The 18,750-nt window shown below is 65.1% G+C and carries 13 protein-coding genes; 6 read left to right on the top strand and 7 right to left on the bottom strand.

What is annotated here, in order from left to right; all coding sequences use genetic code 11:
* Nucleotides 1–58 precede the first annotated feature (58 nt).
* A complete protein-coding gene (locus RIC54_RS22095; RefSeq protein ID WP_350096657.1) occupies nt 59–2,911 on the top strand; it encodes a CHASE2 domain-containing protein in 2,853 nt (950 codons plus the stop codon).
* A gap of 83 nt (nt 2,912–2,994) precedes the next feature.
* Here the strand turns inward: RIC54_RS22095 and RIC54_RS22090 are convergent, their stop codons facing one another.
* The 5 genes from RIC54_RS22090 to RIC54_RS22070 form a co-directional block, all read right to left on the bottom strand.
* A complete protein-coding gene (locus RIC54_RS22090) occupies nt 2,995–3,378 on the bottom strand; it encodes a hypothetical protein (protein WP_350096655.1) in 384 nt (127 codons plus the stop codon).
* Between the two features lie 186 nt (nt 3,379–3,564).
* Nucleotides 3,565–4,344 carry an SDR family NAD(P)-dependent oxidoreductase gene (locus tag RIC54_RS22085; protein ID WP_350096653.1) on the bottom strand — a complete coding sequence of 260 codons (780 nt, stop codon included), beginning with the start codon at nt 4,342–4,344 and terminating at the stop codon, nt 3,565–3,567.
* Nucleotides 4,345–4,346: 2 nt separating this feature from the next.
* A complete protein-coding gene (locus RIC54_RS22080) occupies nt 4,347–5,384 on the bottom strand; it encodes an isopenicillin N synthase family dioxygenase (protein ID WP_350096651.1) in 1,038 nt (345 codons plus the stop codon).
* 56 nt (nt 5,385–5,440) lie between these two features.
* On the bottom strand, nt 5,441–6,706 hold the full coding sequence (locus tag RIC54_RS22075; RefSeq protein WP_350096649.1) for a TIGR04372 family glycosyltransferase: 1,266 nt from the start codon (nt 6,704–6,706) through the stop codon (nt 5,441–5,443).
* Nucleotides 6,703–7,629, bottom strand: a complete 927-nt coding sequence (locus RIC54_RS22070; RefSeq protein WP_350096647.1) for an NAD-dependent epimerase/dehydratase family protein — start codon at nt 7,627–7,629, stop codon at nt 6,703–6,705. Before RIC54_RS22070 ends, RIC54_RS22075 begins: the two co-directional genes overlap by 4 nt.
* Nucleotides 7,630–7,717: 88 nt before the next feature.
* On the opposite strand from RIC54_RS22070, the gene RIC54_RS22065 reads away from it, so the two are divergent.
* Nucleotides 7,718–8,581 carry an alpha/beta fold hydrolase gene (locus tag RIC54_RS22065; RefSeq protein ID WP_350096645.1) on the top strand — a complete coding sequence of 288 codons (864 nt, stop codon included), beginning with the start codon at nt 7,718–7,720 and terminating at the stop codon, nt 8,579–8,581.
* Nucleotides 8,582–8,585: 4 nt separating this feature from the next.
* Here RIC54_RS22065 and RIC54_RS22060 read toward each other — a convergent pair whose 3' ends face one another.
* Nucleotides 8,586–8,981: a response regulator gene (locus tag RIC54_RS22060; RefSeq protein WP_350096643.1), complete on the bottom strand. Its 396-nt coding sequence runs from the start codon at nt 8,979–8,981 to the stop codon at nt 8,586–8,588.
* A gap of 9 nt (nt 8,982–8,990) precedes the next feature.
* Nucleotides 8,991–12,644 (bottom strand): PAS domain-containing hybrid sensor histidine kinase/response regulator family protein, encoded by a 3,654-nt coding sequence (locus tag RIC54_RS22055; RefSeq protein ID WP_350096641.1) that lies wholly within the window; start codon nt 12,642–12,644, stop codon nt 8,991–8,993.
* Nucleotides 12,645–12,773: 129 nt separating this feature from the next.
* Between RIC54_RS22055 and RIC54_RS22050 the strand changes: the two genes are divergently transcribed.
* The 4 genes from RIC54_RS22050 to RIC54_RS22035 form a co-directional block, all read left to right on the top strand.
* Nucleotides 12,774–14,045 carry a hypothetical protein gene (locus RIC54_RS22050; protein WP_350096639.1) on the top strand — a complete coding sequence of 424 codons (1,272 nt, stop codon included), beginning with the start codon at nt 12,774–12,776 and terminating at the stop codon, nt 14,043–14,045.
* A 279-nt stretch (nt 14,046–14,324) separates the two neighbouring features.
* Nucleotides 14,325–16,100 carry an N-acetylglutaminylglutamine amidotransferase gene (locus RIC54_RS22045; protein WP_350096637.1) on the top strand — a complete coding sequence of 592 codons (1,776 nt, stop codon included), beginning with the start codon at nt 14,325–14,327 and terminating at the stop codon, nt 16,098–16,100.
* 18 nt (nt 16,101–16,118) lie between these two features.
* On the top strand, nt 16,119–17,927 hold the full coding sequence (gene ngg / locus RIC54_RS22040; protein WP_350096635.1) for an N-acetylglutaminylglutamine synthetase: 1,809 nt from the start codon (nt 16,119–16,121) through the stop codon (nt 17,925–17,927).
* Nucleotides 17,911–18,750 (top strand): M20/M25/M40 family metallo-hydrolase (locus tag RIC54_RS22035; RefSeq protein WP_350151420.1); only part of this gene is annotated, 840 nt, incomplete at its 3' end. The genes ngg and RIC54_RS22035, both read left to right, overlap by 17 nt.

Raw genomic sequence — 18,750 nt, 5'->3', positions numbered from 1 at the left:
CGGTCTGCGGCAACGTACCGTGGTGCGCCCGAGCGGCAAGAGCGCCTAGTATCGAGGCATGACCATCCCGCCACCTCATCCGTTTGCGCCGGAGCCGAGCAACCATGGCGGCCGGTGGCGAGACCGGTTGATCGGATGTGCGCTTCTGGGCGCGCTGCTGCTCGCGCGGTTTGCCGACGTGGCTCCCCTGACGGCGATGCGCCTTTGGAGCTTCGATGCCATTGCCAGCCTGCGGTCGACGGCATCGCAGCCACCGGCCGTGATGGTCGTCGATATTGACGAGGAGAGCCTGGCGACCCTCGGTCAATGGCCGTGGCCGCGGGGTACGCTGGGACAGGTTGTCGACAGACTGGTCGATGCCCAGGCGTCGGTTATCGTGTTCGACATGCTGCTGGCGGAAGCCGACCGGATGTCGCCGGCTCGGTTGTCTGGGGCCGTCTCCGATATCGAACCTGCAGCGCTGTCGGCCGAAGAACGCGCCAAGGACAACGATGCGGTCCTGGCCCGGGCGATGGGCCGGGGCCGTGTAGTGTCTGCAGCGGCAGCGACCGCATCCGGCCCGACAGCGAATGGCCGTGATCCGATCATCGGGCGCATGGCAGTGCACGGCGCTCCGATCCCTATCGGCCTACCGGCCTCTACCGGCGTTGTTCGCCCCCTTCCGGTCATCGAACAGGCAAGCCTGGGTGTCGGGATCATAAATCTTTACCCGGACCTGGACGGCGTGGTGCGGACCGTTCCGGGTGCGATGGTTGTCGACCGGACGATGCTTCCCGGCCTGGCGGTCGAGGCGGCCCGCACCGCGGCGGGTGCCGGCAATCTCATTCTTCGGGTGCCATCAACCTCCGGTCCGGACGGCATCCTGCTTGGCGACCGGTTCGTGCCGACGGACAAGCGCGGTCGACTCTGGATTGACGCGAGCGGTTCTGAACGGATTCCAGTGATTGCCGCCCACCGGTTGCTGAAGGGCGACGGCTCCGACCGTGACGTCCAGGGGCGTATCGCTGTGGTAGGGGTCTCGGCGGCGGGCATCGGGGTGTCGGTCAAGACCGCATCCGGAGTTGGCACCGCGAGCGCGGTGTTCCAGGCCATGGCGATCGATTCGATTCTCGGTGACCGGGTCATGGCGCGCCCGGCATACCTGATGACGCTCGAACTCGCAGCGGCCGTCGCGATCGGCCTGGCCCTGGTCGGTGGTGCGCCGTGCCTTGGGCTGGCGTCGCTCGGGGCGGCGGCGGTTGGCCTTGGCGTGGTGATGTCCTCGGCCGCGGCGGTGATGGCGCTCGGGGCGGCGCTCCTGGTGGATTTCAGCTTCCCGCTTGTGGTTGCGCTGGTGCTTGCGGGTCACCTCGCGGTTGTGCGCATCCATGAACAAGGCGTGCAACGCCGCCGGCAGTCTGCGCTCCTCGCACAGCAAGACGCCTATATGCGTCAGGTCGTGGACGCCAGTTTCGACGCCATCATCACCGTTGATCGCGATGCGCGAATTCTGACGGCGAACGCCGGCGCCGAGCGGTTGTTCAAGGTGCCAGCCGAGCAACTGCGCGGCTCACGGGTCGAGGGGTGGCTGGTCGGTTTCTGGGCGCGGGCGGTCCGAGATGAGCCGGAGCGAGCTCTGCATGACTCGGTTCGCGGCCACCAGATCATCGCGGCTGCAACCGATCGAGGCAGCGGAGTGCAGGTGCCGATCGAATTGACGGTTGCCGAGACCGCAGCGCCGGAGCTGACCTTTGTGATCGTCCTGCGGGACATCAGCGCCCGGATCGGCGCCGAATCGGCGGCTCGCCAAGCCGTCGAAAGACTGCGAGACGCCGTTGAGCGAATCACCGATGGATTTGCCCTGTTCGGTCCGGATCATCGTCTGGTTATCTGCAACGCGCGCTTCGTCGACATGCTTGGCGAAGCCGGCTCGACGGCGCGTCCCGGTGGTCGCTTCGACGTCATCATGGAGTGCTATGCCGAAACGTCGCGGGCGCCGGTCGATGCCGTCGGTCGGGGACACGACTGGGTTGCCGAGCGTATGGCGACGCTCGCCGAAACCAGCAGGCCGGTGGTGCGCGAGTGTCTGGACGGGCGATGGTTCCTCATCGACGAACGGCCGACCGCCGAAGGCGGGGTGGTCTGCGTGTACACCGACATCACCGAGTTGAAGCATCGGGAGATGGAGATCACCGAGGCGATGATCAGAGCCGAGTCGGCGAGTTCCGCAAAGTCGGAGTTCCTGGCGAACATGAGCCATGAGTTGCGCACGCCGTTGAACGCCGTGATCGGGTTTGCTGACCTGATGAAGCAGGAGCTGTTCGGCCCGCTTGGCCATGACCACTACCGTGCATACGTCGAGGACATCATCGGTAGCGGCTCGAAACTCTTGAGCATGATCGAGGTGATCCTGGACTTCTCACGCTCGGAGCGGACCAACCTGTCGGAGAGCGGCGCGCGCAGTGCTATCAACGACGTGGCGGACGCTGTGGTCAGGGACCTTGGCCCGACCGCACTGCAGAAAAGCATCGACGTCACTGTCGACCGGGACGACGCCTTGCTGCCGTTGAACGTCGACGGTGCGGTCCTGTATCAGGTCCTGCAGAACCTGCTGTCGAACGCCATCAAGTTTTCGGCTTCCGGTGCGTCCGTACAGCTACGCACCTTCCGGGATGCCGATGGTGCGATTGGAGTATCGGTCAGGGATCAGGGTGTTGGTATTCCGGCGGAACTGATCGACAACGTGACGCAGCCGTTCTGGCAACGCCAGGGGCCGCTGGTCCGCGACCATGACGGCGTTGGCCTCGGGCTGGCCATTGTCAAATCGCACGTTGACGCTCTTAAGGGTGAACTCAGGTTCGACAGCCAAGTCGGCCGCGGCACGACCGCGACGGTCCTCTTGCCGGCGTCACGAACAATCCGTCCATCCTGAACGCAGCCGTCCGTTCACGACGGAGGCGCACGAGCAATCCGGGTGCATCCCCGTTGAGGAAATGCACCCGCACCGCGTGTCTCTTACTGGCCGGTATACCAGGAATCAGCGTACAAGCCGCCGCCGATGGCGCCGAGGACCCGCATGCTGCCGCGGACCACGTGCACGAGGTTACCCATCATGACCCCTTCAACGGTCATGCCGGTAACGCCGCCTGCCGCTGCGCCACCGCCCATCCCGCCGGCCGCTGCTCCGCCACCGGTCATGTAGGCGTAGACCGGGATGATGAGACCATCGGTGGCGATCGTGGCGATTACCGCACCGCCAATCACACCGGCGGTGATTGCGACGACGCGATAGCCATCGAAGCTTGAAGCTGTCGGGGCCTGCGCATGGGCTCCTGATGGCGCCAGCGCCATGGTCGAGGCAATAACGCCGGCCGCAGCCACTGTCTTGAGCGTCTTCATGGGGTACTCCTCAGATCTGTTTCTACAGTCCATCGCTGAGGATTCATCGCTGCCGCCCCCCAACGACCGGTCCGACCGCATCGGGTTGATGTCGATCATGTTCCCGCAGGCAGCGTACCCCAATCCGGACAGGACCGCATCGGGTGCGGTAAAATATTCCAGCAATTGACGCGAAATTTATGTGACTCAATCGGGATCGAACATTGCTCCGGTAGACGCGAACCCGCCATCGACCGGCAATGTGTGGCCGGTGATATAGCTGGCGTCGTCCGATGCGAGGAACGCCGCCGCAGCCGCGATTTCCTCCGGCAGTCCATATCGGGCGAGCGGGATGTTCCGTGTATATGTCGAGCGCGTTGTCTCGGTGTGGACCTGAGCGACCATGGCGGTGTCCACCGGTCCCGGCGCCACCGCGTTGACCCGGATGCCGAACGGCGCAAGCTCGATGGCGAGTGTCCTGGTCAGGCCGACCACGCCGTGCTTGGAACTGCCATAGCCGACGCGTCCAGAGATGCCAGTAAGGCCGGCTACGCTGCTGATGTTGATCACGGTGCCCTGCCCGGCGGCGATCATGGCTGGGGCGACTGACCGGACGCAGCGGTACGAGCCAGTCAGGTTGACGGCGACGATCCGCTCGAAATCCTCGCTCCGCTGCTTCAGGAACGAGACCTGCTCGCCGATCCCCGCCGAGTTGACCAGGATGTCGATCCGACCGAACGCGGTCATGGAAGTGGTCACCATGGCCTCGACGCTGTCACCGTTGGTCACGTCGACACGGCTCGCGATCGCGGTAGCACCGGTCTCGGCCAGTTCGCCTGCCGCCTGCTCGGCGAGTGCGATGTTCATGTCGGCCAGCAGAACGCTCGCCCCTTCATCCGCCAACCGCCGCGCGATGGCGAGGCCCAGCCCGCCTCCACCGCCGGTCACGATGGCGGCGCGTCCGTCGAACCGTCGGCCGGTCGCCATACTCATCCCTCCGTCAGCTTTTCGCCGTCCTTCGGCTTGATGTGCGCGTAGTTCCGGCTGCCGAACCAGAGCTGGTACTCCGGATAGGTGGTCGGCGGGTACTTCGGCGGATTGCCCGTCCCCATACAGGTGGGGATGCATTCCATCACATGGTCGTAGGAGCAGTCGAAGAAGAACGGCACCGCATAGCGGTCTGTTGGCGTGCGGTGGATCACCCGGTGTGGCGTGGACAGGAACCGCTCGTTGGTCCAGCGGTGGGCCAGATCGCCGGTGTTGACGACGAACGAGCCGGGGATCATTGGCGGTTCAACCCACGTGCCGTCCGGCAGGCGGATCGTCAGGCCGGGAATGTCGGACTGCGCGAGCAGGGTCAGGAACCCGGAATCGGTGTGCGGCGCAATCGCGAACTGGTTGTCCTCGATCTCGGCCTGCGGCACCGGCGGATAGTGGGTCATCCGCAGCGTGTACATCGGCATGTCGAAAGCGGTGCCGAACCAGTCGGCCGGCAGATCGAGTGCACGGGTGTAAACGGGGATCAGGGACTTGGCGAGCGCCTCCAGCGCATCGCAATACGCCACGACATCGGCGCGAAAGCCGGGCAGGACCGCCTCGTCGGGCCACTGGTTCGGCGCCTTGTAGCGCTTGCCGGCCAGAACGTCAGGATGGTCCGGTGCCAGGTCGCGTTTCACGAACAGCGCTTCGTTCAGGTTCGGCTTGGTGTTGACGTTGACCCTGGACGACCGGGTGGTGCTGCCCTTGAACGGCAGATAGCCGATGTTGTGCTCGTTCGCCCGCAGTGCCAGCTTGGCCTCAAGCGGCAGGGCATGGAAGCGCCGGGCGCTTTCGAACGCGGCGGCGATCCGCGACTGCGGTACGCCGTGGTTGATGATCACGTAGAAGCCGACATTCTCCTGGGCGTGTCGCAGTTCGGCGGCCAGAGCATCGAGCGCACCCGCGGTACCGGCGCGATACGCTGCGAGGTCCAGGACCGGAACTTCCGCCGCTCTGGCGTCCGCTTGCAGTCCGCGTGTCCGGGCCATGCCATCCTCCCGACTCTCATCACTGCGGCGAGCGTAGCATCACCGCAAAGCCAGCGTCATTCGCCGAGGAAATCCGGTTCGGTCGGCAGCGCTAGGCTGGCGATTTCACCGAACCGGTGGCCATAGCCGTAGAAATCGAGGTTCTCATCCCGGAACCATGCCTCGCCGGATATCGACTGTTCATAGGCAGCGCCGAGATCGAGGAAGCGCTGGTGTCGTTCCGCCGGCAGTGTTCCAGCCCCCCCTCCGAGCATCATCAGGAACTCCTGGGTCACCGCATCGATCTCGTCGGCGGTGTTCTCGACCAGTTCGATGCCGCGTTCCTCGAAATCGGCGTCGCGGAACACCGACGGCAGGCGGCGCTCAAGGATCTCCGGGTAGTTCAGCATCCGTCCGTCGGACCGGTCCCGGTAGCGTTTGAACAGGGTCAGGTCGCGGTTATAGGGCAGGTTCAGATGCTCGAACGGGGTGTTGGTGCGCAGGGTCGGCGTACCGAACGCGGCGGCCACCCAGATCGGCCCGGAGTTCTGCGCCGTGCCGAACGCCGCATCGGCGAGCACCGCGAGATCGACCGCCCGGTCGTCCGGCGCCAAGTCCGGCAGCGCGTCGGGCAGGCTGACATAGCCGTCGGAGATCCAGCCGGGTGGCTCAAGCCCCGGTTCGCCGATCCGAACGACCTGGTAGCCGGCATCGCGGATCCGCCGGATCGACGGCGCGTAGGATTCGATCCGGGCGGTGCGGTGCCCGTGGTGCGACAGGGCATCCAGGTACTTCATGGTGCGGACGTGGAAGAAGGCGAACGGGGCGGACGGGTCGATGCCGATGCTGCGCAATTGCCGATGCCCGCGCTCGCGTACCGCATCCGGCAGGGTCAGGAGCGTCGGCTGCGCGCCGCCCACCACCTTGCGCCAGAAATCGACAATCAGCAGGCGCGGCGACTGCAGCAGCAGGTGGATGCGTTTCAGATCGGCCAGTCCGCCGTCAAGGAAGCCCATGGACTGGATCACCGGATCGTCGGTCTCGACCCAGACGAAGGTGTCGTCGAAACAGTCGCGCACCAGGGCATTGGTGCCCGGCTTGCCCAGGGTCGGCGTGATGATGACGATGCGCCGGTATGTGCCGGCGTACAGGGTCTTCAGGATCTGCGGTTCAAGCGTGAAATGGCCGATGCGGTCGGACTGGGTGAGGATGTAGACCAGGGTCGGCTGCTCGGGGTCCATGTGCGGCAGCACCAGACGGAACAGTTTTTCCAGGTTCTCGCGCTGCAGGAACCGCGCGCGCATGTCCTGTTCGAACGCGGCCGCGTCGGGGCGTCTGGTCATTGCGGAATCTTTCGGGTGTCGATTGCCGATTGAACCACGGTCGACCAGTCGTCGCGGGCCACCCAGCCGAGGTCGCGCTCGGCGGCGCGGCTGTCGAGCGGGCTGGCATGCGCGTTGTCGGCAAACCACGCCGGGTCGCGGACCATCGGTCGCCGGTCATGGACGCGATCGATCCACGGCAGGGCATCGACCCGCCCGAGTGTGTCGCGCGCGGCTATGACGTATGCGGCGAACGGTGCGGTGTCGGCCAACAGAGCGGCCCGGAACGCTGCGGCGGCGTCGCGCGAAGTGACGTAGCAGCGATGGGCCGGCAGGTCGCCGTAGCGCGGAGCGTCAACGGTGATCCCCGGATTTCCCTCCGCTGGAGTCATCGTTGCCAGTTCCGCGAGAATTTCGGGCGCCTTCTCGGGCCGGACGATCAGGGTGGGACGCAGGCAGACGATCGAGCCGATGCGGCCCCGCCGCGCGAAACTCTCGGCCGTGTGTTCAATCAGCATTTTGGTCAGGTCGTAGGTGCGTGTCGGCCGCAGCGCATGGGCTTCGTCGATCGGCAGGTAGTCCGGCGGGTTGCGTGGGTTCAGGCCGAACGCGGCCGACGAGGACGCGACGACCACTTTCGCGACCCCGGCTTCCTCGCAGGCGTGCAGCAGGTTCCATGAGCCCTGCACGTTGACTTCGACGTATCGCTGGTCGGGCACCTCGGTGCCGTCGTCGATCCCGGCTAGGTGTATGACCCGGTCGTGACCGCGTACCGCGCTGCGGACGGCATCAAGGTCTCGGATGTCTACGGGACGGTGGATGACGTTCTGCGTCGGTTTGCGCAGGTCGAGAACCTCGACGGCGTGGTCAGGCAGCAGGGCGTCGACCACATGGTGTCCAAGAAGGCCGCCGCCGCCGGTTACCAGCACTTTCGAATGCGCCATGTCGTTCTCGTCCCAATCGGCTCTGGTCGTCGACGGAATCCGCGGAGCATAGTACCGGCTTCTCTCTCGAGGAAAGGATGGGTCCGGTATGCGCGTCCTGGTCAACGGGGTCCGGTTGTTTTTCGACGTCGAGGGTGCAGGCTTGACGCCGAGTGGATCGACGTTGCGCCCGAAGCCGACCCTGATCGTCATGCATGGTGGACCGGGCAGCGATCACAGTTCCTTCAAGCCGTGGTTCGGCCGGTTCGCCGACATCGCGCAGGTTGTCTACATCGACCATCGTGGCAATGGACGCAGCGACGACGGTCCGCCGGAATCGCAGACCCTGGCCCAATGGGGCGACGACATTGTCGGTTTCTGCGAGGCGCTGGAGATCGAGCGGCCGATTGTCTACGGCCTATCGTTCGGCGGCTTTGTGGCGCAATCGGTTGCAATTCGTCATCCGGATTTGCCGTCCAAGCTGATCCTGGCGTCCACGGCGTGTCGGTCGGTGTTCGAGCGAAAGTACGAGGCGTTTGAGTCGATGGGTGGACCGGAGGCGCGGCGGGCCGCCGAACGATTCTGGGGCGGGGCGATCGACAAGGACCCGGCGGTCATTAGGGAGTGGGACCGGCACTGTCTGCCACACTACAACACCCGCCCGCAGGATCCGCAGATGCGTGCCCGGGCGATCCGGCGCGATGCGACGGCGGCGAGGTTCTTCAAGGCCGATGGCGAGCGCTGGCGAATGGACTTCCGCGCGGACCTTGCCAAGGTGCGATGCCCGACGCTGGTCCTTGCGGGGGACCGGGATCCGGTCACCCCGCTTGCTGACTCTGAGGAGATCGTGGCGTCGCTGCCGAAGGATCTGGTGCGCTATCAGGTGGTGCACGGCGCCGGGCACGGCGTGCATCGGGACCGACCGGCGGAAGCCGAACGCATCCTCCGGGCCTTCATCCTGGGCAAACCGTGACCGGTCAGTTGGCGAGGGCGCTCTCGATCCGCTTCTGCAACTGGTTCACGGATACCGGTTTCACCAGGTACCCGTTCACCCGCAGTTTCTTGGCGGCCAGAACGGTGTGATGCTCGGCATCGGCCGTCAGGAATACCACCGGCGTGGCCGCAATGGCCGGGATCGGCAGCTTTCGCAGGTGGTCCAGGAACTGGAACCCGTCGACTGGCTCCATGTGGATGTCGCACAGCACGAGGTTCGGGCGGACGGTGGCGACAACTTTCAGGCCCTCGCTGCCGTCGGATGCTTCGTGAACCTTGACGACTCCGAGAGTGCGTAGGCCGCGCACAATGATCTTGCGGGTGAATTCTTCGTCCTCGATCACCACGACCCGAAGATCCGGAAAGACAATCTCAGCCATTCGTCGTCCTCACAGCGGTCGCGGTACTGAAGCCAGAGCCTGGTTCAGTTCATCCAGTGTCGGCTCAAGCAGACCTGCCATGAAGCCAGCAGTATCCGGATCGTTTTGATCCAGGGCATCCTGCACGTCAGACGCGATCTGGCCCAGTCTATTTGCACCAACCGATCGTGCCGCCCCTTTCAACGAGTGAGCAACGTGGCGCGCCTGCAACAGGTCGCCTTGTTGCAGCGCAGATATGATTCCCGCGATCTTTTCCGGTACGTCCCGGCGGAACTCCGCGACGAAGTCAAACGCCTCCTTGTCGAAGGCCCCGAACGTCTCGGCGAGGGATTGCGGGTCGAAGACCTCGCGGTCGAGTTCGGCGAGCGGATCAGCGGCTGGAGGGGCGGATGTTGCTGAGTCGGCGAGGCGGCGCAGGGCTGATGCCCCGGGCAGGAACCGCGCCAGGGTTTCGGCCAAGGCGCCGGTTCGGATCGGCTTGGTCAGGTATCCGTCCATCCCGGCTTCCAGGCATCGTTCCTCGGTACCGGCGAGCGCATCGGCGGTCAGGGCAACAATCGGGATGCGCTGGTCGCTGCCGGCGGCAGCTTCATCGGCACGGACGGCCGCGGTCAACTGGAAGCCGTCCATCTCCGGCATGTGGAAATCGGTGAGGATCAACCCGTACCGGGCGCTACGCCACCGCGCCAGTGCCTCGGCGCCATCCTCCGCCATCTCGTGGGCGTAACCGAGGCGACCCAGTACCTTGGCGATGACCAGCCGATTGGTCGGGTTGTCCTCGGCAACCAGGATCAGGACACCGGCGGCCCGCGCCTCCTCGACCGGTGGCGGAGTGTAGGTGTCGCTGTCGCCGGCCGAACGGTCGGTCAGTGTCGCGCGGCCAAGGGCTGCGGCGATCACCCGCCAGGTGTCGGCACGCCGGGCCGGCAACCGCAGGTTGGCGATCACTCCGCGGCGGGTGGCTTCGTCCAGGGTCGAGACCAGCGCCCGCGGCGCAACCAGGATCAATCGGTGTGAACCGCTTTGAGTCTGCAGGCGATGAATGGCGTCGAGCACGGCGGTTCGACGCCCGTCGAGCAGAACGACGGTTGGCAGGCCGTTGACGGGCTGGCCGGCGAGCGTGGTGTCCAGGTCTCCGAAGTCGCACTCCACCGGTGCAGCAACACCTGCTGCTGCCAGAACGGCCAGGACCTGTCCACGTACTGGTTCCTGGAAGCCGGCCATTACGACCGGTGCATCGTCGATCGGGACATCAGGTGCAAGCGGGGCTGGATCATCGATGCCGAGTGGCAGTTCGACCATGAATGTCGATCCTGCGTCGGGCGCGGACGACGCCGTGATCGTGCCGTCCATCAACTGCGCCAGACGCATGCAGATGGACAGACCGAGTCCTGTGCCGCCGAAGCGGCGGGCTGTCGAGGAGTCGGCCTGGGCGAAGGGTTCGAACAGCCGGGTCATCTGCTCATCGGTCATCCCGATGCCGGTGTCGGTGACCTCCAGGCACAGCCGAAGCGTATTGCCGTCAAACGGGACGGCAGGTCGGGCGGTGATCCGTACGCTTCCGGATTCGGTGAACTTGACCGCATTGCCGCCGAGGTTGACCAGGATCTGCCGAAGCCGTGTCGGATCGCCAAGTACCCGTTCCGGCAGGTCTGACGCCAGTTCGACGATCAGGTCCAGTCCGTGGTCGTCGGCACGCGGCGCCAGTAACTCCGCGACATCCTCGACCAACTCGCCAAGCTCGAACGGCACCCGTTCAATCGGCAGGCGACCGGCTTCGATCTTGGAGAAGTCGAGGATGTCGTTGATGACGGTGAGCAGGGCTTCGGCTGACTGCCGGATCACGCGCGTCATGCCGCGCTGCTCGCCATCGAGGACGGTGTGGTCCAGCAGCTCGGCCATCGACATCACGCCGTTCATCGGCGTGCGGATCTCGTGGCTCATGGTGGCCAGGAAGGCCGCCTTGGCCGTCGCGGCTGCTTCGGCTCGCGCCTGTGCGTCCTTGAGGTCGGTCACGTCGGCAACGACCAGCACGACGCCGCCGTCCGCCGTCGGAGATCGGATTGCGGCGGCCACACGGCCACCCGGCAGGGTGTCCTCATACCGCCGCGCTTCTTTGCTGCGGTAGTCCACGACTCGGCGGGCGATGTAATCGTCGCCTGCATCGGGGCCGTAGTCACCGCGCTCGGCCCGGAAACGCAGGAGCGCCTCGATGGGGGTGCCTTCTTCCGACAACGCATCGGGCAGGCCGTAAAGCTGGGTGAACTGTCGGTTGGACAGGCGGACGTTGAGGTTCCGGTCGAGGATGACCAGCCCGCCCGGCATCTGGTCGAGGGTCAGTCGCAGGCGTTCCTGTTCGTCCGCGAGTCTCGCCGCCGATTGCTCGGCCTGCCGATGTTCCCTGTCGAGTTCGTCGACGTACCGGGTGATCTCCTCCGTCAGGCCGCTGAAACTGCGTGCCGCATCGCCGATCTCGTCACGACGCTCGCTACCCGGGACGGTTATCGGGCGACGGGTATTGGTGAACTGAAGCATCGAATCGCGCAGCGCCACCACCGGCAGGGTGATCGCGCGGCCGGTCAGAATCCCGGCCAGGCTCGCCAGTCCGGCAATCGCAAGGGCGATCAGTGCGGCTTCCTGCAGGGTCGTGTAGACGGAACGGTACTCTTCCGCGGCGTCGACTTCGGCGAGCAGGGCCCAGGCATTGTCGAACACGACGACCGGTTGATACGCCGAGAGGACCTCGATGCCGCGATACCCAGTGATCGTCGCGAAGCCGGACTGCCCCGAAATCGCACGATCGGCGCTCTCGGTGTGTACCGCTTGCTTGAGCACAGCGGCGCCCGGTAGATGTCGGGAATCGCTGCGCATCAGATTGTCGTGGCCGACCAGGTAGGTTTCGCCGGTCGTGCCAAGGCCTGCGGTGCCCCTGACGATGTCGTTGAAGCCCTCCGAGCCGATCACCACCACCACGACGCCGAGCAGACCGTCGGCCATATCCCTGGCGGCGTACGCCCCGAACGCCAGTGGGTCCTGCGGGGACCAACTGCGGTTGCTGAAATCCACGAATGCCACCCGGTCCGGATCGTCCCGCGAAATGGCGCGCCGAAACGCTCCGGCTGCACCGGTGGACGACCAGGGGCCGATGTTGAGGTTGGTGCCGAATGCCGGTCCCTTGGAGACCGAGTACACGACCTGCCCGTTCGGTGCGACCATCAGAACGTCGCGAATGCCGAGGCCATTGACCAGGGCCGTCAGCCACAGGTGGAAGCGGTCGTGGGTGGCGTAGTACTGCGCCATCGGATCGTTGGAGGACATCGGGCGCGTCTTGGATTGATCGGGCGACCCACGATCGACCTGGGTGTCGCGGACCCACGCGGCGAGGTCGCCCCCGACAAAGTTCACGCGATTTGCAGCGGTCACGAATGCGGCGAGCGCATGGTGGGTGGTTTCTGAATTGGTGATCGTACGGACGCGGTTCTCAAGCTGATTGGCGTACCGCTCGACGGTCTCTGCTCGAGATGCCCGTAACGCGACGAGTTTCTCCTGGTTTTCCTCGTAGATCGTATCGACGATTCGAAAACCGTTGGTGACGGTCAGCAGACCCACCGTGGCTAGGGCGACGCCGACAACCAATAGGGGTACGCGAACCGACATGCGCATCGCGCGCTGCTCCTACGACCATCAGGCGTGTCTTCTCGGCTTGGGTGGCGCTAAACTGCCCTGTGGTTTGGTAAAAGTCGAGGCGGCGGGCTGCCGCCGCGCATACGAAAAACTAGTGGGGGCGCGTCGATGATCTGGCTCGGCGCCTTGGGGCTTGTACTCGCGACAGCGCTCGGTGCTGTCATTTTCGCGTGGCGCGGCAGCCGGCGCGGAGCGGAACCCGTTGCCGATGTGCCAGCGGTCGAACGCCGCCGGACACCGTCGGCACCTGTGCCGTCGCCGGATGCGTCGGTTGGCGACCGGCTGCGTGATGCCGTGAAACGGCAGCGCGAGCAGGCCGGTCGACTGACGGCCGGCCATGTCCAACTCATCGATGTCGGTGCGATGATCGAGGGCAGCACGAGTGCCGGTCTGTCGCCGGCGAAGGCTCTGAAGGTCGCGGAGGAGGTCGCTCGCCAGATGATCCGGCCATCGGACATCCTGGTGCGGATGGATCCTGACGGCGTCGCGATCCTGTTCGACGGCATCAGCCGCGACGACGCCGAAGCCCGAAGCCAGCGGATTGCAGACGCGACGATGGCGGCCCTCGGCGAGGTTGGCGCCGGTGGTCGCTATCTGGCAGAAGGTTTCGGCTACGAACTTGACGAGGTGCTCGATGGCGCGCTGATCGACTCGATCGAGGATCTGATCCGGTTCGTGCACATCGCGCACCGGGGGTACGTGGCCAAGCAGCGTGGCGTTGCCCGTGAACTCGAGCAGGGTGTGAGCGTGGTCCGCCGACCGGTCATGGCGGCCAACGGATTTGAGCTCATCGGGTACGACATGGCGGTGTTCCGTCGTCACGGCATAGGTGACGGTGCGACTCTGCGCGACGAGAGCTTCGCGGCGGCCCAGCCGGCGATGGGGGCCGAGACGGACTGCGTGGTGCTGGAGAAGCTGACGGCGCTCGCCAAGCCGGTGCTTGGCGAGGAGGCAAAGCCGATCTACGTGCCGATCCGGCTGACCAGCCTCGTCAACCCGCTGTACTTCGACAACATCCGTTCAGCTCTCGACGCCATGCCGCCAGTCCTTCGCCAGCGCCTGGTGCCGGTGATCGATCCGGGTGACGGGCCGGGGCGAACGCATCTGCCGCGTGCCCGCGAACTGCTTCGTTCCCGCGTGCTTGGTATCGCGGTCCGGGTAACCGATCCGGCGGTCGACATCGCCGCCGCCTCGGCAGGCGGTGCGACGACGGTCATCCTGGATGGACCCGAGCGCCGCTTCGAGAAGCCGGAAGACATGGTGGCGCGTTTTCGCAGGATTGCGCGGGAGGCCGGGTTGACCCCGATCGTGCTTGGCGCCGGCGACGTCGTTGCCGGCATGTCGGGTGGGGTTGCGTGCTCGCTGGTTACGCCAAACTGAGGTCTGAGCAGTGTCTCGCAGTCAGCTCTCGCTGGGGTGTTGTGTTAATGGTGAAGTAATTTCGGGTTGTTTTTAGGTGATGCGTGTTTTGTTCAGAATGTAAATTTGAGTGCGATGCGGGATGTATCTATAAGGATTCTTTGTTACTATAAATTACAGTGCATTTTCCGGAATTGGATGAATTTTACTTAATTATTGTACTGCAATACCATCTGTGGGTTCAATTTTGATGAGGAGGTGCTATATACTCGTCATCTTTCACTGAATGGTAACAGTCTCATGTGTGGTTTGGCCGGCGAGGTCCGGTTCGACGGGCGTTCCGCATCGCCCGATCGGCTTGCTGTAATGGCGAACGCCATGGTGTCCCGAGGTCCCGATGCTGAGGGGCTTTTTGTGCAGAGCGGCCTTGGATTGGCCCACCGCCGCCTGTCGATCATCGACCTGTCCGACCGCGCCCAGCAGCCCATGGTCGACGCGGAACTCGGCCTGACGATCGCCTACAACGGTGCGATCTACAATTATCGGGAGCTCAAGGCCGAGCTGCAGAGTGCGGGATACCGCTTCTTCTCGGACGGCGACACCGAGGTGATCCTCAAGGCGTTCCACAAATGGGGAGCGGCCTGCGTGGAACGCTTCGCAGGTATGTTCGCCTTCGCGATCTGGGAACGGGCCAGCGGCACGGTGACCCTGGCGCGAGACCGGCTGGGCATCAAGCCGATGTACCTGGCCGACGTTCCGGGCGGCCTGCGATTCGCCTCCAGTCTGCCGGCGCTGCTGAAGGCTGGTGACATTTCGACGGAGATCGATCCGGTCGCCTTCAACTACTACATGAATTTTCATGCGGTGGTCCCCGCGCCGCACACCATCGTAAAGGGCGTGCGCAAGCTGCCGCCGGCGACGGTGCTGACGATCGAGGCGGACGGCAAGCGCCGGGAGCGGGTCTATTGGGCGCCGGCCTACGAGACACGCGACGACGAACGCGGACTTGGCGTCGAGGATTGGGCCGACCGGGTCCTGGAGTCGCTGCGCATGGCGGTGCGGCGGCGCTTGGTCGCCGACGTGCCCGTCGGCGTTCTGTTGTCCGGCGGGGTCGATTCCTCCCTGATCACCGGTCTCATCGCTGAACAGAGCGATGCGCCGCTGGAGACGTTCTCCGTCGGATTCGAGTCGGTCGGTGACGAGGTCGGCGACGAGTTCCGCTACTCCGACATCATCGCCAAGCAGTTCGACACCGTTCATCACCAGATCCGGGTCAACAGCCAGCAGCGCCTGCTGCCGTCGCTGCCGTCCTGCATCGCCGCGATGTCGGAGCCGATGGTGAGCCATGACTGCATCGGCTTCTACCTGCTGTCCGAGGAAGTCTCCAAGCGGGTCAAGGTGGTGCAATCCGGGCAGGGGGCCGACGAGGTGTTTGGGGGCTACCACTGGTACCCGCCGCTGCTCGACGACAGCACCGGCCCTGCCGACTACGCCCGTCTGTTCCGCGACCGCGACCACGACGCATTCCTGGCGGCGGCGGGACCGGCGATGCGCGACGGCGACCACACGGCGGCGTTCCTCAAGGGCGCATTCGACGCGCCCGGTGCTGCGCGCACCATCGACAAGGCGCTTCGGCTCGACACCAATGTCATGCTGGTCGACGATCCGGTGAAGCGGGTCGACAACATGACCATGGCTTGGGGACTCGAGGCGCGGGTGCCGTTCCTGGATCATGATCTGGTCGAACTGGCGGCACGGATCCCGGCGGAGTTCAAGGTCGGGGAGGGCGGCAAGTACGTGCTGAAGCAGGCGGCGCGCAGGGTCGTGCCGTCGTCCGTCATCGATCGTCCCAAGGGCTACTTCCCGGTACCGGCGCTGAAGTACATCCGTGGCCATACCCTCGAGCATGTCCGCGATATCCTGAACGACCGCCGGGCGCAGGAGCGGGGACTGTTCGATCGGACCTGGCTTGACAGCCGGCTGCAGGATCCGGAGGCGTTTATCACCCCGCTGGGCGGATCCGAACTGTGGCAGGCGGCGTTGTTGGAGGCGTGGCTGCAGGCTCACGCGGTCTGACACGGGAGAATGAACACCATGACCGATCGCAACCAAACCGCCTTTCGCCAGCGCCGGTCGCGGGCTCGTGACTGGGTCCGGCGGTCCTGGAACCCTGGTCATTCAGAGCACGGCGATCTCGATCCGCCAGACGACAACGCGGTGGTGTATTGCGGCTGGGGACGGCTGCTGTTCGGCCACACGTTCGACTCCGCCGAGGCGCTGACCGAGGCTATCCGCGCCGAGGCGGCGGACGAGCGTGACATCGCGGTGTATCTGAGCGACCCCCACGTGCTGCTGGCGCAAGCGCCTGAGGCGCTGTTCCTGGATCCGTCCCATACCTTCAGGCTTGACTTCCAGCGCTATCGGCCGCGCCGCGACCGGGTGCCCGGATTGTTCGTCCGCCGCGTCCGATCCAGCGATGACGCGGCTGCCGTCAACCAGATCTATGCCAAGTGCGGGATGATCCAGGTCAGCCGTGCATTTCTTCTGAACCATCGGGTGTCGCGGAGAATCGTGCACCTGGTCGCGATCGACGAGGCATCGGGCGCCGTCGTCGGCACCGTCACGGGCGTCGATCACGCATTGTCGTTCGGCGACCCGGAGCGCGGGTCGAGCCTGTGGTGCCTGGCGGTGGATCCACAGGCCAGTCTGCCGGGGATCGGTGAGGTTCTGGTCCGGCATCTGATCGAGACCTTCCAGACACGTGGCTTGGCCCAGATCGACCTGTCGGTGATGCACGACAACGAGCAGGCGATCGCCCTGTACGACAAGCTGGGTTTTGAACGGGTGCCGCTGTTCAGCGTGAAGTACAAGAACCCGATCAACGAGAAGCTCTACTCGGCCCCGGCGCCGGATGCCCAACTCAACCCCTACGCCCGGATCATCATCAACGAGGCCCGTCGGCGTGGCATCGGAGTGGAGATCGAGGACGAGGATGCCGGCCTGTTCACGCTGGTCCATGGTGGTCGCCGGGTCGCCTGCCGAGAATCGCTGTCGGAGTTGACCAGCGCGGTTGCATTCAGCCGATGCGACGACAAGGCAATCACCTCCCGTTTGCTGAAGCGTCAGGGCTTCCGTGTGCCGGAGCAGCGCGAGGTCACCGACGACGAGGACGATGAGGCGTTTCTCGAGACCTATGGCCGGATCGTGGTGAAGCCGGCCAAAGGGGAGCAGGGCCGGGGCATTGCCGTCGACATCAGTGACGTCAACGATATGCGCCGCGCGATCGATGCGGCCTATGGCGTTTCCGACCGGGTTCTGCTCGAGGAGTTCTGCACGGGTGACGATCTTCGCCTGATCGTCATCGACCACAAACTGGTGGCGGCTGCGATCCGCAAGCCCGCAAGCCTGGTGGGCGACGGTACGTCCACAGTGCGAACGCTGATCGAAAAGCAGAGCCGGCGGCGGGCTGCCGCGACCGGCGGTGAAAGCCGCATCCCCATCGATGCCGAGACCGAGCGATGCATTTCGCTCGCCGGGTACAGCTACGACTCCGTGCTGCCGGCAGGGCAGCATTTGGCGGTCCGCAAGACGGCGAACCTTCACACCGGCGGCACGATCCACGACGTCACGCCGATCCTGTCGCCGCGTCTCGCGCTGGCCGCCGAAGAGGCATCGCGCGCGCTCAGCATCCCGCTCGTGGGGTTCGATTTTCTGGTGCCGGATCCGGCTGGCGATGACTATGTCATCGTCGAAGCCAACGAACGTCCGGGTCTCGCCAATCACGAGCCGCAGCCGACCGCGGAACGGTTCGTCGACATGCTGTTCCCGCACACAGTCGACCGGGCCGCGCGTCCTGGAGGCCAACGAATGACCGAGGAGACCAGACATGCCACCGCTCGATAGGTCCGCCGAGGAGCGACTGCGCGCCTATGGTGATGCTTCCCGTACCCTGTCGGCCATCGAGGGGCGGCGGATTCTCGATCATCTGCTGAACCTTGAAGCGATACCGAGTCCGTCAGGGTATACCGACAGCATCGTGCGGTACCTGTGCGGTTGGCTGGACGATCAGGGAATCGACTACGAACTGACCCGCCGCGGAGCGATCCGGGCCAATCTGCCGGGCGAGGTCAGAAGCCCCGACCGGGCGGTGGTCGGCCATGTCGATACGCTGGGCGCGCAGGTAACGCGCCTGAAGCCGAATGGACGTCTGTCGGTGCGGCCGATCGGCACCTGGGCGGCACGGTTTGCTGAAGGTGCGAGGGTTTCGGTGTTCACCGAGGCCGGGCCGCGCCGCGGCACGATCCTGCCGCTCAAGGCGTCGGGTCATGTCTACGACGACGAAATCGAGACCCAGCCGGCCCATTGGGACAACCTGGAGATCCGGGTCGACGACCGGGTCTCCTGCGAAGAGGATCTGGTCGCCCGGGCCTTCCATGTCGGCGATATCGTGGCGATCGACCCGCAGCCCGAAGTGACCGACACCGGATTCATTAACGCCCGACATCTGGACGACAAGGCCGGCGTGGCGGCGATGATGGAGGTCCTTTCGGCGCTGACCGAGTGCAACGCCAAGCTGCCGGTGGAGTGTCATTTCCTGTTCACGATCTCCGAGGAGACCGGCTCTGGTGCGTCGGCGGTGCTGCACGGCGATGTGGCGGAACTGCTGGCCGTCGACAACGCCACGGTCGCGCCCGGACAGAACTCGTCGGAGTACGGCGTCACCGTC

The organism is Thalassobaculum sp., from assembly GCF_040219215.1.
Lineage (GTDB): Bacteria > Pseudomonadota > Alphaproteobacteria > Thalassobaculales > Thalassobaculaceae > Thalassobaculum_A.
This window is presented reverse-complemented; position numbering and strand designations above follow the sequence as displayed.

Excerpts from the sequence above, each read along its gene's own strand:
- RIC54_RS22095 (WP_350096657.1), top strand. The coding sequence starts at position 59 with ATGACCATCCCGCCACCTCATCCGTTTGCGCCGGAGCCGAGCAACCAT.
- RIC54_RS22045 (WP_350096637.1), top strand. The coding sequence starts at position 14,325 with ATGTGTGGTTTGGCCGGCGAGGTCCGGTTCGACGGGCGTTCCGCATCG.
- RIC54_RS22080 (WP_350096651.1), bottom strand. The coding sequence starts at position 5,384 with ATGGCCCGGACACGCGGACTGCAAGCGGACGCCAGAGCGGCGGAAGTT.
- ngg (WP_350096635.1), top strand. The coding sequence starts at position 16,119 with ATGACCGATCGCAACCAAACCGCCTTTCGCCAGCGCCGGTCGCGGGCT.
- RIC54_RS22070 (WP_350096647.1), bottom strand. The coding sequence starts at position 7,629 with ATGGCGCATTCGAAAGTGCTGGTAACCGGCGGCGGCGGCCTTCTTGGA.
- RIC54_RS22060 (WP_350096643.1), bottom strand. The coding sequence starts at position 8,981 with ATGGCTGAGATTGTCTTTCCGGATCTTCGGGTCGTGGTGATCGAGGAC.
- RIC54_RS22050 (WP_350096639.1), top strand. The coding sequence starts at position 12,774 with ATGATCTGGCTCGGCGCCTTGGGGCTTGTACTCGCGACAGCGCTCGGT.
- RIC54_RS22075 (WP_350096649.1), bottom strand. The coding sequence starts at position 6,706 with ATGACCAGACGCCCCGACGCGGCCGCGTTCGAACAGGACATGCGCGCG.
- RIC54_RS22065 (WP_350096645.1), top strand. The coding sequence starts at position 7,718 with ATGCGCGTCCTGGTCAACGGGGTCCGGTTGTTTTTCGACGTCGAGGGT.
- RIC54_RS22085 (WP_350096653.1), bottom strand. The coding sequence starts at position 4,344 with ATGGCGACCGGCCGACGGTTCGACGGACGCGCCGCCATCGTGACCGGC.
- RIC54_RS22055 (WP_350096641.1), bottom strand. The coding sequence starts at position 12,644 with ATGCGCATGTCGGTTCGCGTACCCCTATTGGTTGTCGGCGTCGCCCTA.
- RIC54_RS22090 (WP_350096655.1), bottom strand. The coding sequence starts at position 3,378 with ATGAAGACGCTCAAGACAGTGGCTGCGGCCGGCGTTATTGCCTCGACC.